This is a genomic window from Ruegeria sp. BHSA123 (assembly GCF_059613425.1).
Genome location: NZ_JBXWSL010000018.1, coordinates 38,547 through 53,574, shown reverse-complemented (window position 1 = coordinate 53,574; position 15,028 = coordinate 38,547). Strand labels below are relative to the sequence as shown.

14 protein-coding genes are annotated in these 15,028 nt (G+C 60.5%); 3 read left to right on the top strand and 11 right to left on the bottom strand.

Features of this window, described 5'->3' with window-relative positions:
* Positions 1–138 precede the first annotated feature (138 nt).
* Both tcuA and tcuB read left to right on the top strand, forming a co-directional pair.
* Positions 139–1,284: an FAD-dependent tricarballylate dehydrogenase TcuA gene (gene tcuA, locus AC2FNC_RS11650; RefSeq protein ID WP_496715411.1), complete on the top strand. Its 1,146-nt coding sequence runs from the start codon at positions 139–141 to the stop codon at positions 1,282–1,284.
* Positions 1,274–2,338 (top strand): tricarballylate utilization 4Fe-4S protein TcuB, encoded by a 1,065-nt coding sequence (tcuB, locus tag AC2FNC_RS11645; protein WP_496715410.1) that lies wholly within the window; start codon positions 1,274–1,276, stop codon positions 2,336–2,338. Before tcuA ends, tcuB begins: the two co-directional genes overlap by 11 nt.
* Positions 2,339–2,697: 359 nt before the next feature.
* On the opposite strand, the gene AC2FNC_RS11640 is transcribed toward tcuB, so the two are convergent.
* Positions 2,698–3,234: an invasion associated locus B family protein gene (locus tag AC2FNC_RS11640; RefSeq protein WP_480474205.1), complete on the bottom strand. Its 537-nt coding sequence runs from the start codon at positions 3,232–3,234 to the stop codon at positions 2,698–2,700.
* 179 nt (positions 3,235–3,413) lie between these two features.
* Between AC2FNC_RS11640 and AC2FNC_RS11635 the strand changes: the two genes are divergently transcribed.
* Positions 3,414–4,412 carry an asparaginase gene (locus tag AC2FNC_RS11635; RefSeq protein WP_496715408.1) on the top strand — a complete coding sequence of 333 codons (999 nt, stop codon included), beginning with the start codon at positions 3,414–3,416 and terminating at the stop codon, positions 4,410–4,412.
* Positions 4,413–4,417: 5 nt separating this feature from the next.
* Here the strand turns inward: AC2FNC_RS11635 and AC2FNC_RS11630 are convergent, their stop codons facing one another.
* The 10 genes from AC2FNC_RS11630 to gcvT form a co-directional block, all read right to left on the bottom strand.
* Complete coding sequence (locus tag AC2FNC_RS11630; RefSeq protein ID WP_267364302.1) at positions 4,418–4,738, bottom strand: YciI family protein; 321 nt, start codon at positions 4,736–4,738, stop codon at positions 4,418–4,420.
* Between the two features lie 22 nt (positions 4,739–4,760).
* Positions 4,761–5,189 carry an SRPBCC family protein gene (locus AC2FNC_RS11625; RefSeq protein WP_496715407.1) on the bottom strand — a complete coding sequence of 143 codons (429 nt, stop codon included), beginning with the start codon at positions 5,187–5,189 and terminating at the stop codon, positions 4,761–4,763.
* Entirely contained in the window at positions 5,177–5,506 is a 330-nt protein-coding gene (locus tag AC2FNC_RS11620) for an ArsR/SmtB family transcription factor (protein ID WP_480493917.1), read from the bottom strand. The genes AC2FNC_RS11625 and AC2FNC_RS11620 overlap by 13 nt, the downstream gene beginning before the upstream one ends.
* Positions 5,507–5,547: 41 nt before the next feature.
* Complete coding sequence (gene serB / locus AC2FNC_RS11615) at positions 5,548–6,426, bottom strand: phosphoserine phosphatase SerB (RefSeq protein WP_496715406.1); 879 nt, start codon at positions 6,424–6,426, stop codon at positions 5,548–5,550.
* Between the two features lie 35 nt (positions 6,427–6,461).
* Positions 6,462–7,190: a metallophosphoesterase family protein gene (locus AC2FNC_RS11610; protein ID WP_496715404.1), complete on the bottom strand. Its 729-nt coding sequence runs from the start codon at positions 7,188–7,190 to the stop codon at positions 6,462–6,464.
* A 120-nt stretch (positions 7,191–7,310) separates the two neighbouring features.
* Positions 7,311–8,906 (bottom strand): phosphoglycerate dehydrogenase, encoded by a 1,596-nt coding sequence (serA, locus tag AC2FNC_RS11605; protein WP_480493919.1) that lies wholly within the window; start codon positions 8,904–8,906, stop codon positions 7,311–7,313.
* A 96-nt stretch (positions 8,907–9,002) separates the two neighbouring features.
* A complete protein-coding gene (locus tag AC2FNC_RS11600; protein ID WP_480474210.1) occupies positions 9,003–10,157 on the bottom strand; it encodes a phosphoserine transaminase in 1,155 nt (384 codons plus the stop codon).
* Positions 10,158–10,353: 196 nt separating this feature from the next.
* Positions 10,354–13,209, bottom strand: coding sequence for an aminomethyl-transferring glycine dehydrogenase (gene gcvP / locus AC2FNC_RS11595; RefSeq protein WP_480493921.1), 2,856 nt, complete (start codon positions 13,207–13,209; stop codon positions 10,354–10,356).
* 113 nt (positions 13,210–13,322) lie between these two features.
* Positions 13,323–13,688 carry a glycine cleavage system protein GcvH gene (gene gcvH / locus AC2FNC_RS11590; protein ID WP_480474211.1) on the bottom strand — a complete coding sequence of 122 codons (366 nt, stop codon included), beginning with the start codon at positions 13,686–13,688 and terminating at the stop codon, positions 13,323–13,325.
* An 18-nt stretch (positions 13,689–13,706) separates the two neighbouring features.
* A complete protein-coding gene (gene gcvT / locus AC2FNC_RS11585; RefSeq protein ID WP_496715402.1) occupies positions 13,707–14,801 on the bottom strand; it encodes a glycine cleavage system aminomethyltransferase GcvT in 1,095 nt (364 codons plus the stop codon).
* Positions 14,802–15,028 lie beyond the last annotated feature (227 nt).

Here is a 15,028-nt window from a genome sequence, read left to right as displayed (position 1 = left end):
CCTTCGCAAACTTATCCCGCCGCGACGCATTGAATTTGAAAGGCATCACAGCATCCCGCAGTCAAATCAAAGGACCAGCTACGCATCGGAAACGATTTGTGCAACACGCTCGGGGAGGACGAGTATTTTGACGATCTGATGCGCGTGACCAATGGGAACACCGATGAGGCACTCGCGCGGATGGTTATTCGAACCTCGCAGGACTGCCTTCCCTGGATGGAGGCGCACGGGGTGCGGTTTCAGCCTTCGCTGTCTGGCACACTGAGCCTTGGGCGGACCAATGCGTTCTTTCTGGGCGGCGGCAAAGCGCTGGTGAATGCCTACTACCGGAGGGCGCAGGATCTGGGCGTCGAGGTGCGCTATGAGGCCGAGGTGGTGCATGTGGGGATGGCCGAGGGTGCGTTTGCCCATGTTGAGTTGAAGGACGGCACGCACATCCAAGGCCGTGCATTGGTGATTGCCTCCGGCGGGTTTCAGGCCGATCTGGACTGGCTGGCCGAAGCCTGGGGCCCTGCGGCCCGCAACTTCCTGATCCGCGGTACGCCTTATAATCGCGGCGTCGTTTGGCGCGACATCCTGGATCAGGGGGCGGGCAGTGTGGGCGATCCGACCCAGTGTCATGCGGTGGCCATTGACGGGCGCGCACCGAAGTTTGACGGCGGGATCGTCACGCGGCTAGATTGTGTGCCGTTTTCAGTGGTTCTGAACAAGGACGGTCAGCGGTTTTATGACGAGGGCGAAGACGTCTGGCCGAAACGCTACGCGATCTGGGGGCGGCTGGTGGCGGCGCAGCCCGATCAGGTGGCCTATTCCATCATTGATGCACGCGCGCGCGATCTGTTCATGCCGTCGGTTTTTCCGCCCATCAAGGCAGAGACGCTTGATGCCTTGCGGATCAAGCTTGGCCTGCCAGAACAGGCGCTGCGCACCATCGAGGCGTTCAATGCGGCCTGCGGCGACGGGCCTTTCAGTCCGCAGGAATTGGACGGCCTGGCCACCCAAGGCCTCACACCGCCCAAAACCAATTGGGCGCGTCCTTTGGTCGAGCCTCCGTTTTATGCCTATGAACTGCGGCCCGGCGTGACGTTCACCTATCTCGGGCTTCAGGTCGATGAAACCGCGCGGGTGCAGGCGAACGGCGCGCCGCTGCCCAACGTCTGGGCGGCGGGTGAAATCATGGCAGGGTCGATCCTTGGCGAGGGCTATCTGGCCGGGTTCGGGATGACCATTGGCACGGTCTTTGGCCGTATCGCAGGCAGGGAGGCCGCAGCGCATGTCAGCTGAAACAAGGCAAGAGGCCCGCCGGCAGATCGAGATTTGCAATGCGTGCCGCTATTGCGAGGGTTACTGCGCCGTGTTCCCGGCGATCACCCGCCAAACCGAGTTCGCCGATGGAGACATCACCCAACTGGCCAACCTGTGCCACAATTGCCGTGGCTGTTACTACGCCTGCCAATACACCGAACCGCATGAGTTTGCGATAAACCTGCCGCGCATATTGGCAGAGGTGCGTACCGACAGTTGGAAGGAGTTCGCATGGCCTTCAGGGTTTGCGCGGGCCTATGACCGGCACGGTGTTGCCATTGGCGCTTTGGTTGTTCTGTGCCTGTTTGCTTTGATTTTTGCCACTGGGACCTTGCAAAAGACCAACGATGGAGCCGGTTTTTATGCCTACATGAGCCATTCCTTGATGGTCGCCGTTTTTGCGCCCGCCTTTGTGTTGCCTTTTCTTGCTACGTTTGTGTCGCTACGCCGGTATTGGACGCATGTAGAGGGCGGGCGGATCAGGCTGTGCGACCTAAACCGCGCGATGCGGGACGTGGCAAGCATGCGCAATCTGGCAGGTGGGCAGGGGCAAGGCTGTAATTTCGAAGATGAGGACCGGTTCAGCAATGCCCGCCGCATCGCGCATCAATTAACGATGTGGGGATTTTTGCTGTGCTTTGCATCGACCTCTTCTGGCACAGTACTGCATTATGTTTTTGATATGCCTGCACCCTATGGGTTGTTTAGTTTGCCAAAACTCTTCGGAATACCTGGCGGTCTCATGCTAAGCGCAGGCACCCTCTGTATGGCATCGCTCAAATTGCGGGCCGATGGGAGATTGTCCGATGCCCGTGTGCGCGGCGGCGACATGGCATTCGTCCTGTTGCTCTTTGCTGTCAGCACGTCTGGTCTGTTGTTATATGTCGCTTCAGATTCGGGTCTCGAACCCTATCTCCTCACGCTCCACCTTGCTTTGGTGCTGACATTGTTCCTCACGCTACCATACTCGAAATTCGTCCACGGCTTCTATCGGCTGGCCGCTTTGATCCGAAATGCGGACGGCGCAGGCTGAGCTCGTGCGACGCGAGGCAACTTAAAACGAATGTCTGCAAACCGCGAGAAAGTTGAAATGCACTCAGTCGTAGCGAAATGGCAGCTTTGTCCCGCAACTTGATCCTCGCCAACCAAAGTTTCTCTGCACCATGGCTGAATGGCAGCTATCTCCGCCGCCGCGCAGTGCCATGAACCGAGCACGTGCGGCGATTTTCACGCTGCGTGCGCTCGCGGCGAAGAATTCGAATTCACAGGTTGGGCTCAATCCTGCCATTTGAGGGCGGATTGAGCAATCGCAGCATGGACTGACCCACTTGACGGAAGTCCACATAAGAAAAGCGCCGCCAATGACGCGACCATTTGCTTAGGTCGGGGTGCTTACTTGGTGCAGCGCTTTTCGGCGTCTTCGATTGCTGCGGTAAAGCCCAGCAGCGAGAAGGTGTCCTTGGTTTGCGTGCCGCGTTCGGACCGGGCAGTCAGAACAGCCTCGGTTCCGCGTTTCAGCGCGGTGACGATCTTGGCGTCATCTGCATCTGACGCAGGCCAGGCCCACTCACCTTCGGTGAACAGTTCAAACTCGGACCCGTCGACATTCAGGTTCACTGTCGATCCCGGTGCAAACGGATAGCCGCCGGTAAAGGTCACTTGTCCTTTGACCTCGGCATTGGGCCGATAGAACACAAACAACAGGATGTCGCTGCGCCGCACGGATACGACGCGCCCGCCCCGGGTGTTCACGGTTTCCTTGGGGGCCGAAACGCTCCAGCATTCGGTGGGATCATCTTCGACAAAAACGCTCCAGTCCGTTTTTGCAGCAACCCGGTTTGTGCTTGTCGCCTGCTGGGCGATTGCAGAAGTCGCGGCGATGCCTGCCACACACAGGCCCGCAATCGTACGAACGAGCATTGATCCCATTTGTCCAGCCTCCTAGCTCGACCGATACCTCAAATCCATCGGACATGGCTGCGAACCCTTCCGGCCCGTCTATTCCGTTGCGCATTCCGATGATTGCCGACATACACACACTAACGCAGGTTTCGCCACAGGCGAAAGGGCGATTGGCAGAATTTTGCGCATTAATTTCGGAGGTCCAGATGACGCAGCCCGTAGCAATGACAGAACTGTGGCGTGGCAACTTGCTGGAAAGCCTGCATCTGGGCCACGCGGTCATCTGCGACGACACCGGCCAGATCGTGCGCAGCTGGGGCGACCCGCAGGCGGTTATCTATCCGCGCTCATCCGCCAAGATGATTCAGGCGCTTCCGCTGGTCACGTCGGGAGCCGCTGCAAAATACGGATTGAACAGCGAACATCTTGCATTGGCCTGCGCGTCACACAATGGGGCTGCGATCCATACCGACCGCGTAACAGCGTGGCTTGATCATCTGGGGCTGAGCGAGCACGACTTGCGCTGCGGGCCACAGGAGCCAGCGGACACTGCCGCGCGGGATCGGCTGATCCTGGCGGATGACACCCCGTGCCAGATCCACAACAACTGTTCCGGCAAGCATTGTGGTTTCCTGACACTGGGTCAGCATATGGGCGCAGGACCGGAATATCTGGAAATCGATCACCCGGTGCAGCAGGCCTGCTTGTCTGCCATCGAAGAGACGTCAGGCGAAACCAGCCCCGGTTACGGTATTGACGGCTGTTCCGCCCCGAATTTCGCCGTGTCGCTGGCCGGGCTGGCCCGGTCGATGGCATGGTTCTCCAGCGCCTCGGATCGGTCCGACCGTTCCAGCGAGGCGGCGGTGCAATTGGTGGCGGCAATGGTAAAACACCCGCAACTGGTAGCCGGTGAGACACGTGCCTGCACCGAACTGATGCGCGCCATGAACGGGCGTGTTGCCATCAAGACCGGGGCCGAGGCGGTGTTTGTGGCCATCATCCCGAAAAAACGCATGGGCGTTGCGCTGAAGATCACCGATGGCACCACGCGGGCCAGCGAATGCGCCATCGCCGCTATTCTGGTGAGCCTTGGTGTGCTGGAGGCCGATCACCCGGCCACCCGCAAGTTCATGAACGCCACGCAATACAGCCGCCGGGGGCTGGAATGCGGCGTGATCAAACCTGCGCCGGGTTTCCCCGGCTAAGGCCCCTACATCTCGATCTCGTGCACCTCGGCCACCTCGACCGAGCCCGAGCCATTGACGACCATAGGACAGCCCTTGGCCATCTCGGTCGCGGCTTCGATACTGTCGGCCTTGATCACGGTAAAGCCCGAGGCCGGGTTTGCGCCGCCATTGTCGACAACCCCGCTGCTGCTGACCGTATAGGACTGTCCGACCGGGTTGCCGGGGATCTCTAACGCTTCGGCCATACCCTGAAACCATGCGCCCCAAGCGGCCATGGTCGCCTCGATCTCGGCGGGGTCGGTCGGGGTGTGTCCCCCGTGATAGACAAACAAATATTGGGGCATATCGCTCCTCCCTGATGAAACCTTATTTGCACTTCGCTTCGAGTTTGCGCAGCGAAGACGTCCAGCCCTGATTGTGGTTCGCGGCTGCTTCGGCATCGGCCAGTTCGCGGTGGTCCAAAACCAAGCGTGACCCTGCGCCCGTCGCTGTGACTGTGAAGGAAACGTGGCTTTCGGCCCCGCGCTGATCCTGATCGTCATGCCAGCCCCAGGTAAACCCCACCGAGTTTGGCGGGTCGACATGCGTGACGTGGCCCGAGACCTTGTTTTGCTGACCCTCGCCGTTTTCCATGACCGAATACCACGGGCCGGTGCGCGAGAAATCCAGATTGTGCTCAGGCACGTGCATCCCTTCGGGCCCCCACCATTGCAACAACCGGCTGCCGTCGCTGATCCATACAAACAGATCCTCTGGGCTGACGGGGAAGTCCCGTTCCAGTTTCAGGTCGGCCATGACTTCTCCCTTTCGATAATATCACTGAGGCGATCGAGGCTGCTTTCCCAGAATTGCCGTTTGGAGATCGTCCAGTCGGCAATCATCCGCAGCCCGTCGGACCGGATGGAGTACATCCGTTGGGTGCCCCGCACGCGCTGCTGCACCAACCCTGCCTCGCGCAACACTTTCAGATGGCGCGAAATCGCAGCACCGGACATTCCGCGCCCTTCGATCAGGTCACCGGCGGGCAGTTCGCCCTGCTCCATCAGCTGCTCGACAATCGAGAACCGGGTGGCATCGGACAAAGCGGAAAAGGTGGTCAGAAGCGTGCTCATAACCTCTATTTAACACAAATGTTAAATAATGAAAAGCCCTGTCAGGATTCGGCAAAATCCAAGCGACTGTACCCTTGCAGGTAAAGCAGTGCCGTCAGATCGCCGTGATTCACCCGCACGTCACATTTCGCGGCCACCGACGGCTTGGCGTGAAGGGCAACCCCGGTTCCGGCCCGCTCCAGCATGCCCAGATCATTGGCCCCGTCGCCCACGGCGATCACGTCATTTTCGGACAACCCAAGACGCGTGGAAATCTGCTCAAGCGCCTCGATCTTGGCTTGCCGCCCCAATATGGGACGCGCCACATCGCCCGTCAGTTTGCCATCTGCGGCCAGCAGAGTGTTGGCGCGGTTTTCATCGAACCCCAGCAGCTCTGCCACCCGCGCGGTGAAGGCAGTAAAGCCACCGGACACCATTGCAGCATAGGCACCGTTGGCTCGCATTGTTGCCAGCAACGCCTGTCCGCCGGGCATCAGGGTGATCCGTTCGCGCAGGACTTTGCCAATGACGCTTTCATCCAGATCCTTCAGCAGACCAACCCGTTCGATCAGAGCACCTTCGAAATCCAGCTCTCCGTTCATGGCGCGGGCGGTGATGTCCTTGACCCTTTCGCCGACGCCAGCCTCATCCGCCAGTTCGTCAATGCATTCCTGCTGGATCATGGTGCTGTCCATATCGGCCAACAGCATCTTTTTGCGCCTCCCCTGTGCGGGCTGCACAATCAGGTCCACGCCCATGCCTTGCAGATCAGCCCAAACGTCCCAGCGATTGGCGGGCATGTCACTCAGCTCAAACTCGACCGCCTCGTCCGGGCTGAGCCACAGGACATCTCCACCGCCCCACGCGTTGCGCAGCGATTCAGGCAGGGCACGGTCCAGCGAGGGTGCAACCGGGTTGGTCAGCAAAGTGGCGACGTACATATTCCAATCTCCAGTGTCATACCCATGCGGGACGGTCAGGGCGTCAACAGTGTTCGACCCTGTTCGGTCAGTTCCCAGCAATTCTGTCCCTCGAATACGGCGACGCCCGTCGGGCGTCCGTATCCGGCCCCCGTGTCCAGATTGATCCGGTTGCCATAAGGCGTCGCCTGATCCACAGGCGTGTGACCATGAACGATCAGTTTGGGATGCGGGCCGTGGTAGTCGTGGAAGTCCTGTCTGATCCAGATCAGATCACTTGCCTGCTGTTCATTCAGCGGCACACCCGGACGGATACCCGCATGAACAAAGACAATCTCGGGCGTCTGATGCATCACCACCAGATCGCGCAGGAAGGTCAGGTGCGACTTCGGCACGGCTGTCTTAGCCATACGGTGCAGGTTTTCAAGGCGGATCTGACCTTCGAATTCCACCCCATAGCTGCGCAGGGTGTCGACCCCGCCCAACCTGTCATGCAGCCAGTGGTATCCCACCAACAAATGCGGATCGTGGCGCGGAGTGTCCTCCATGAACCAGGCAAACATGCGGTCGTGATTGCCCAACAGAGTGATCCAGTTCCGGCCAGCATCACGCCCGGCAATCAGGCGGTCAATCAGCCCGCGACTGTCAGGGCCGCGATCCACGTAATCACCAAGAAACACGATCTGAGCATCGGGGCCGCCATCGCTTTGGATCAGAGACAGCGCGCGGTCCAGTTCGGCCACCTGCCCGTGCAGATCACCAATGGCATAGACTGGCAAAGTCATAGAATCCTCCGGCGGTATGAGTCAGCTCGCTTGTGACTCAGATTGCGAAATCAGAGAAGAAAGGACCCGGGTATTCGCATAACCGGGTCCTGAACTGTTTCTTAAACTCAACAGCCGCGATCAGGCGACGTCGAATTCCAGCGGTTTGATCTGCGTGAACAGACCTGTTTCGGCAAGCTTTGCCCGTGCTTCGGCCGGGACCGGTTCGTCGACATAGAGCAACGCAATCGCTTCGCCGCCAGCCTCTGTGCGGCCGAGGGTAAAATTGGCGATGTTAACGTTGTTCTCACCCATGGTCTGACCCAGCGTGCCGATGATGCCGGGCACGTCTTCGTTGGTGGTGTACAGCATATGAGCGCCGACCTCGGCATCGATATTGATGCCTTTGATCTGGATGAAGCGCGGCTTGCCATCGCTGAACACCGTACCCGCGATCGACCGTTCACGTTTGTCCGTTACGACCGTGACCTTGATATAGCCATCAAAAACACCTGACTTATCCTGATTGGTGGTCGAGATTTTGATCCCGCGTTCTTTCGCGACCACAGGGGCCGAGACCATGTTCACCTCGGGGTTGAACTTTTTCATGATCCCCGCGACCACCGAACAGTTCAGCGCAGCCAGGTTCATTTCAGCGGCCACACCGTCATAGAGGATGTTGATCGCCTTGACCGGTTCATCCGTCATCTGGCCGATGAAGCTGCCCAGATGACCTGCCAGCTTGATCCACGGCCCCATCAGCTTGGCTTCTTCCGCTGTCACGCTGGGCATGTTCAGCGCGTTCTCGACCGCGCCCGTCAGCAGGTAGTTCGAAATCTGTTCAGCCACCTGCAAGGCCACGTTCTCCTGCGCCTCGGTGGTCGCCGCGCCCAGATGGGGCGTGCAGACCACGTTGGGCAGGTTGAACAGCGCGTTATCCTTGGCGGGTTCCTCGCTGAACACGTCAAAGGCCGCTCCGGCAACATGACCGGATTGCAGCATCTCGGCCAGAGCCACTTCATCGACCAGACCGCCACGGGCACAGTTGATGATCCGTACACCCTTTTTGGTTTTGGCCAGATTTTCGCGGCTCAGGATGTTGCGGGTCTGATCGGTCAGCGGCACATGCAGGGTGATGAAATCGGCGCGCGCCAGCAGTTCGTCCAGCTCGACCTTTTCGACGCCCATCTTGGACGCTTTCTCTTCGCCCAGATAAGGATCATAAGCGATGACTTTCATCTTCAGGCCCAACGCACGTTCGCACACGATGCCACCAATGTTACCGGCACCGATCACGCCCAGTGTCTTGTTGGTCAGCTCGATCCCCATGAACTTGGACTTTTCCCACTTGCCCGCATGGGTCGAGGTGCTGGCCTCGGGGATTTGCCGCGCCACGGCGAACATCATCGCGATGGCGTGTTCGGCGGTGGTGATCATGTTGCCGAAGGGTGTGTTCATCACGATCACCCCTTTTTTCGAGGCTGCCTCTTTGTCGACATTGTCGGTGCCGATCCCGGCGCGGCCGATGACCTTCAGCCTGTCGGCTTTTTCCAGAAGGGTCGGTGTAACCTTGGTTGCCGAACGGATGGCGAGGCCATCATATTGACCGATCACCTCGGCAAGCTTGTCTTTGTCTTTGCCCAGCTCGGGCATGAAATCCACGTCAATGCCACGGTCGCGGAAAATCTGCACTGCGGTTTCGCTGAGATTGTCGGATACGAGTACTTTGGGAGCCATTTTGGTTGGTCCTTTGAATTCTTCAGGGGGTAGCGGGCTGACGCCCGCCTTACATCAGTGATGGGGTAGGCCGGGCTTCAGCCCGGCACATGAAACTCAGGCAGCCTGCGCCTGCGCTTTGATCTCGGTCGCAAAGGCCCATGCCAGCCAGGGCAGCATCGCCTGAATATCCGAGGTTTCAACCGTACCGCCGCACCAGATGCGCAGGCCCGCAGGCGCGTCGCGATAAGCGCCGATATCAAGTGCGATATTCTCGGCCTCAAGTCGCTTGGCGACCGCCTTGGCAAAGGCTGCACCGTCCTGAATACGCGCGTCGGTGAACTTCAGGCAGACCGAAGTGTTCGACCGTGTCGCCTCATCCTCTGCCAGGTTTGCGATCCAGCCGTTCTGGTCGCAGAACGCGTGTACCGCACCCGCATTGGCATCCGCACGCGCGATCAGCCCCTGCAATCCGCCCACCGAGCGGGCCCAGTCCAGTGCAAACAGATAATCTTCGACCGCCAGCATTGACGGCGTGTTGATCGTTGCCCCGGTAAAGATGCCTTCGATCAGCTTGCCGCCCTTGGTCAGGCGGAAAATCTTGGGCAGCGGCCATGCGGGGGTATAGCTTTCCAGCCGTTCAACAGCACGCGGGCTGAGGATCAGCATCCCGTGGGCTGCTTCGCCGCCCAGCACTTTCTGCCAGCTGAAGGTTGTTACATCCAGCTTGTCCCAGGGCAGATCCATCGCAAAGGCCGCCGAGGTTGCATCGCAGATCGTCAGGCCCTGGCGGTCATCGGCAATCCAGTCGCCATTGGGTACCCGTACACCCGAGGTTGTGCCGTTCCACGTGAACACCACGTCATTTGCGAAATCGACCGAGGCCAGATCAACGATCTGCCCGTAATCCGCGGTCTTCACCTCGGCGTCGATCTTCAGCTGCTTGACCACATCGGTCACCCAGCCGGACCCAAAGCTTTCCCAGGCCAGCATCTCGACCTTGCGCGCACCCAGCAAAGACCACAGCGCCATTTCAACCGCGCCGGTGTCCGAGGCGGGAACGATGCCAATGCGGTAATCCGCCGGAATGCCCAGAATCTCGCGCGTGCCTTCGATGGCCGCCTTCAGCTTATCCTTGCCGACAGCGGCGCGGTGCGACCGGCCCAATGCGGCATCAGCCAGTTTTGTCAGGTCAAATGTGGGGGGTTTGGCACAGGGGCCCGAAGAAAAACGCGGATTTGCCGGCCGCGTCGCCGGTTGTTCGATCGTCATGTGTATTACCCTTCCAGATACACGCCCCTCGTTGGGGAGGGGTGTCCCACGGACAGACCTAGGGGGCCTTCGCACCTGCAGCAAGCAGAAAAGACGCTTTACCGGGTAAAAACGACATCTGAAACGGGCACAAATCAGAACACGCGTTTCCGATTGGCGAAAAACCCCGCCGATGTTTCGGCGGGGTAGGGTTGTGTTACTCTGCGGCGTCTTCGTATGCGTCCATGGGTGGGCATGTGCAGACGAGGTTTCGGTCGCCGTATGCGTTGTCGACGCGGTTGACGGGGGACCAGTATTTGTCGACGCCCATGGAGCCCGGAGGGAAGCAGGCCTGTTCGCGGGTGTAGGGGCGGTCCCAGTCGCCGACCAGATCACGCACCGTGTGAGGGGCGTTTTTCAGCGGGTTGTTTTCCGCGTCGATCTTGCCGTCGATGATGTCCTGCGCTTCCGAGCGGATCGAGAGCATGGCGTCGCAGAAACGGTCCAGCTCGTCCTTGGGTTCGGATTCGGTGGGCTCGACCATCAGGGTTCCGGCCACCGGCCAGCTCATCGTGGGGGCGTGGAAGCCTGAATCGACCAGACGCTTGGCCACATCGTCGACGGTGACATGCGCCGCCTCGTCCAGCGGCCTTGTGTCGAGGATGCATTCATGCGCCACCCGGCCCGTTTCCGATGTGTAGAGGATCGGATAGGCGTCCTTGAGCCGCGCCGCGATGTAGTTGGCGTTCAGGATCGCCACCTTGGTGGCCTGCGTCAGCCCCGCACCGCCCATCAGCAGCACATAGGCCCATGAGACGGGAAGGATCGAGGGCGAGCCGAAGGGGGCCGCCGAGACCGGGCCCACGGCGGTGCCATATTCCGGGTGGCCCGGCAGATGCTCGGCCAGATGCGCCTTGACGCCGATCGGACCCATGCCGGGGCCGCCACCGCCATGCGGGATGCAGAAGGTCTTGTGCAGGTTCAGGTGGCTGACATCGCCGCCAATGTCACCGGGGCGCGACAGGCCGACCATGGCGTTCATGTTGGCGCCGTCGATATAGACCTGACCGCCGTGATCATGGGTGATCTGGCAGACCTCCTGCACGGTGGTCTCGAACACGCCATGGGTCGAGGGGTAGGTGATCATGCAGGCGGCCAGATGGTCCGAATGCTTTTCCGCCTTTTCGCGGAAGTCATTCAGATCGATGTTGCCCTTGTCATCCGATTTCACCGGCACAACCTGCCAGCCCACCATCTGCGCCGAAGCCGGGTTGGTGCCATGGGCCGAGGTCGGGATCAGGCAGACATTGCGCTGCCCTTCGCCACGGGCGAAGTGATAGTTGCGGATGGTCAGAAGGCCCGCATATTCGCCCTGCGCGCCCGAGTTGGGCTGCTGGCTGATTGCGTCATAGCCGGTGATCTGGCACAGCTTGTCGTTCAGGTCCGCAATCATCTCGTGATAGCCCCGCGCCTGATCTTCGGGCACGAAGGGATGCAGGTTGCCGAACTCGGGCCAGGTGACCGGGATCATCTCGATCGTGGCGTTCAGCTTCATGGTGCACGAGCCCAGCGGGATCATCGCCCGGTCCAGCGCCAGATCGCGGTCGGCCAGACGGCGCATATAGCGGGTGATCTCGGCCTCGGCCCGGTTCTTGTGGAAGATCGGGTGGGTCAGGTACTCGCTTTCGCGCAGCGCGTAATCCGGCAGGCGGTATTGCTTGTTCGAGCTGTCATCCTTGCGGTCGATGCCGAAGGCACCCCAGACCGCCTCGATGGTTTCGGGGCGGGTCTGTTCGTCCAGGCTGATGCCCACGCGGGTCTCGCCGACCTTGCGCAGGTTGACGCCACGGGCCACGGCGGCCTCCATCACCACGTTCTGCAGGTGGCCGACCTCGACCGTGATGGTGTCGAAGAACACTTCGGGTTCCACCGCAAAGCCCGCCTCTTCCAGACCGGCGGCCAGGCGCGAGGTCTTGCGGTGCACCGATTGCGCGATCGCCTTGATGCCGTCGGGTCCGTGATAGACCGCATACATCGAAGCAATGACGGCCAGCAGCGCCTGCGCGGTGCAGACGTTCGAGTTCGCCTTTTCGCGGCGGATGTGCTGCTCGCGGGTCTGCAGCGCCAGGCGGTAGGCCTTGTTGCCGCGGCTGTCGATGCTGACCCCGATGATCCGGCCCGGCATCGAGCGCTTCAGCTTGTCGGTGGTCGCCATATACGCGGCGTGCGGGCCGCCATAACCCATCGGCACGCCAAAGCGCTGGGTCGAGCCGATGGCGATATCCGCGCCCATCTCGCCGGGGGATTTCAGCAGCGCCAGCGACAGGATGTCGGCGGCGACAACGGCGATGGCGTTATGTTCATGCAGCGCCGCGATCTCGTTCGTGAAGTCGCGCACATGGCCATGGGTGCCCGGATACTGGAAGATTGCACCAAAGACGGCACCTGCATCCAGCTGATCGGGATCGCCCACCTGCACGTCGATGCCCAGCGGCTCGGCGCGGGTTTTGATGACCGCGATGGTCTGCGGATGGCAGTTGCGGTCGACGAAGAAGGCCGCGTTATTGGCCTTGGACCGGCCGCCGCGCTTGGCCATTGCCATGGCTTCTGCCGCGGCAGTGGCTTCGTCCAGCAGCGAGGCGTTGGCCACATCGAGCCCGGTCAGGTCGCTGACCATGGTCTGGAAGTTCAGCAGCGCTTCTAGCCGGCCCTGGCTGATCTCGGGCTGATAGGGCGTGTAAGCGGTGTACCAGGCCGGGTTTTCCAGAATGTTGCGCAGGATCGGCGCCGGGGTGGTGGTGCCGTAATAGCCCTGACCGATCAGCGAGGTCAGAACCTTGTTCTTGCCCGCCACCTGCTTCATGTGAAAGAGCGCATCGCGTTCCGTCATCGCCGGGCCCCAGTCCAGCGGCTCCTTCTGCCGGATCGCGGGCGGGACGGTGGCGTCGATCAGCTGGTCCAGCGTCTTGAAGCCGATCACCTGCAGCATGTCGCGCATCTCGGTGGGCGACGGGCCGATGTGGCGGCGATTGGCGAAGTCATAGGCTTCGTAGTCGGTCAGTTTGAAGGCCATTGCAGCGCTCCTCAAAGAATGTCTCGCCCGGCCGCTCTGGCAGATGCCTCCGGCGGGAGTATTTGGAAAAAGATGAAGCGGGGAGCCCCGGTCTCTGGGGCTCCGGGCCGGATTTAGCCGATGAAGGCCTTGTAGCCGGCTTCGTCCATCAGATCTTCCAGCTGCGCGGCATCGGCGATCTTGATCTTGTAGATCCAGGCCTCGCCTTCGGGGTCGTCGTTCAGCGCGCCGGGATTGTCGGCCAGCGCCTCGTTCACCTCGATAATCTCACCATCAACCGGCGCGTAAAGCTCGGAGGCGGCCTTGACGGATTCGATCACGCCGATCTCGCTGTCCTTGTCGAACTCGTCGCCCACTTCCTGCTGCTCGACAAAGACCACCTCACCCAGCTGCTCGGCCGCGTGTTTGGTGATGCCCAGCGTGGCCGTGTCGCCTTCGACCGCCAGCCATTCATGCTCTTCGGAATAATAGGTTGCCATGGTGTCTCTCTCCTGACTTCAACGCTTGTAATTCTGTTTGACGAAGGGCAGCGCCACGATCTGCGCCGGTTGCGCCTTGCCCCGGATGATCAGGTTGACCTTCTCGCCCGGCTCGCCATGGCCCGCGGACACATAGCCCATTGCAACCGGGCCGCCGACCGTGGGGCCAAAGCTGCCCGAGGTGATCTGACCGATGGTGTTGCCCTCAAGGCATTGCACCTCGACCCCCTGACGCGCGGGCGCGCGGCCGTCGGGCTTGATGCCCACCAGCTTGCGCGCAGGCCCCTCGGCCAGTTCGCGCTGCACACGTTCCGCACCCGGAAAGCCGCCTTCTTCCTTGCGGCGTTTCTGCATCGCCCAGCCAAGGCTGGCCTCGACCGGCGAGGTGCTCTGGTCAATGTCATTGCCGTACAGGCACAGACCCGCCTCCAGCCGCAGGCTGTCGCGCGCGCCCAGACCCGCCGGTTCGCAATCCTCATGCGCCAGGAACGCCCGGGTAATCTCGATCGCCTTGTCTTCGGGGATCGAGATCTCGTACCCGTCCTCACCCGTGTAGCCCAGCCGCGAGATGCGGCATTCGACACCCAGGATGTCAGCAATCGTGGTTTCCATGAACTTGAGGTCGCGCGCCGCAGGGCAGAGCGCGCCCACCACGTCCTCGGCCTTGGGACCTTGCACGGCCACCAGCGCGCGGTCGAAGATCTCGGTCACTTCGACACCTTCGAGATTGTCGCGCATATGCGGAATGTCCTGATGGCGCAGCGCCGCGTTCACCACCACAAAGTAATGATCCCCCGCATTCGACACGATCAGGTCATCCATGATCCCGCCTTCGGCATTGGTGAAGAACCCGTACCGCGCCTTGCCTTCCTTCAGCGTCGCATAAGCCTGCGGACACAGAGCTTCCAGCTTCTCGCCCACATTCTCGCCCAGCAAAATCACCTGACCCATATGCGACACATCAAACAACGCCGCCTTCTCGCGGCACTGCTTATGCTCGCCCATGATCCCCAGCGGATACTGAACTGGCATCTCCCACCCGGCAAAATCAACCATCTTGCCGCCCAACTCAACATGCAAGGCATACAACGGCGTGCGTCTAATCTCGGTCATCTTGGATACCTTTTCGTATCTTTCGGTTTCGAACGCATTCCCGTCAGTCTGCCCCACGCTATCAATTTTGCAACGATTCCGGTCAACTTGCGAACCAGAGTACCGCCTGTGGGACAAGTCTGTATACGGGCGTATGCATCCTTGGCGTTCCTATAGGAAACTTTTTTCCGTTAGGCAACATTGGTCTTTTGGCTTTTGCAAGGGTTTGCCGATCACAGTTTCGAGCG

Coding starts and splice junctions, on each gene's coding strand:
- tcuA (WP_496715411.1), top strand. CDS start 139: ATGCGCGTGACCAATGGGAACACCGATGAGGCACTCGCGCGGATGGTT.
- tcuB (WP_496715410.1), top strand. CDS start 1,274: ATGTCAGCTGAAACAAGGCAAGAGGCCCGCCGGCAGATCGAGATTTGC.
- AC2FNC_RS11640 (WP_480474205.1), bottom strand. CDS start 3,234: ATGGGATCAATGCTCGTTCGTACGATTGCGGGCCTGTGTGTGGCAGGC.
- AC2FNC_RS11635 (WP_496715408.1), top strand. CDS start 3,414: ATGACGCAGCCCGTAGCAATGACAGAACTGTGGCGTGGCAACTTGCTG.
- AC2FNC_RS11630 (WP_267364302.1), bottom strand. CDS start 4,738: ATGCCCCAATATTTGTTTGTCTATCACGGGGGACACACCCCGACCGAC.
- AC2FNC_RS11625 (WP_496715407.1), bottom strand. CDS start 5,189: ATGGCCGACCTGAAACTGGAACGGGACTTCCCCGTCAGCCCAGAGGAT.
- AC2FNC_RS11620 (WP_480493917.1), bottom strand. CDS start 5,506: ATGAGCACGCTTCTGACCACCTTTTCCGCTTTGTCCGATGCCACCCGG.
- serB (WP_496715406.1), bottom strand. CDS start 6,426: ATGTACGTCGCCACTTTGCTGACCAACCCGGTTGCACCCTCGCTGGAC.
- AC2FNC_RS11610 (WP_496715404.1), bottom strand. CDS start 7,190: ATGACTTTGCCAGTCTATGCCATTGGTGATCTGCACGGGCAGGTGGCC.
- serA (WP_480493919.1), bottom strand. CDS start 8,906: ATGGCTCCCAAAGTACTCGTATCCGACAATCTCAGCGAAACCGCAGTG.
- AC2FNC_RS11600 (WP_480474210.1), bottom strand. CDS start 10,157: ATGACGATCGAACAACCGGCGACGCGGCCGGCAAATCCGCGTTTTTCT.
- gcvP (WP_480493921.1), bottom strand. CDS start 13,209: ATGGCCTTCAAACTGACCGACTACGAAGCCTATGACTTCGCCAATCGC.
- gcvH (WP_480474211.1), bottom strand. CDS start 13,688: ATGGCAACCTATTATTCCGAAGAGCATGAATGGCTGGCGGTCGAAGGC.
- gcvT (WP_496715402.1), bottom strand. CDS start 14,801: ATGACCGAGATTAGACGCACGCCGTTGTATGCCTTGCATGTTGAGTTG.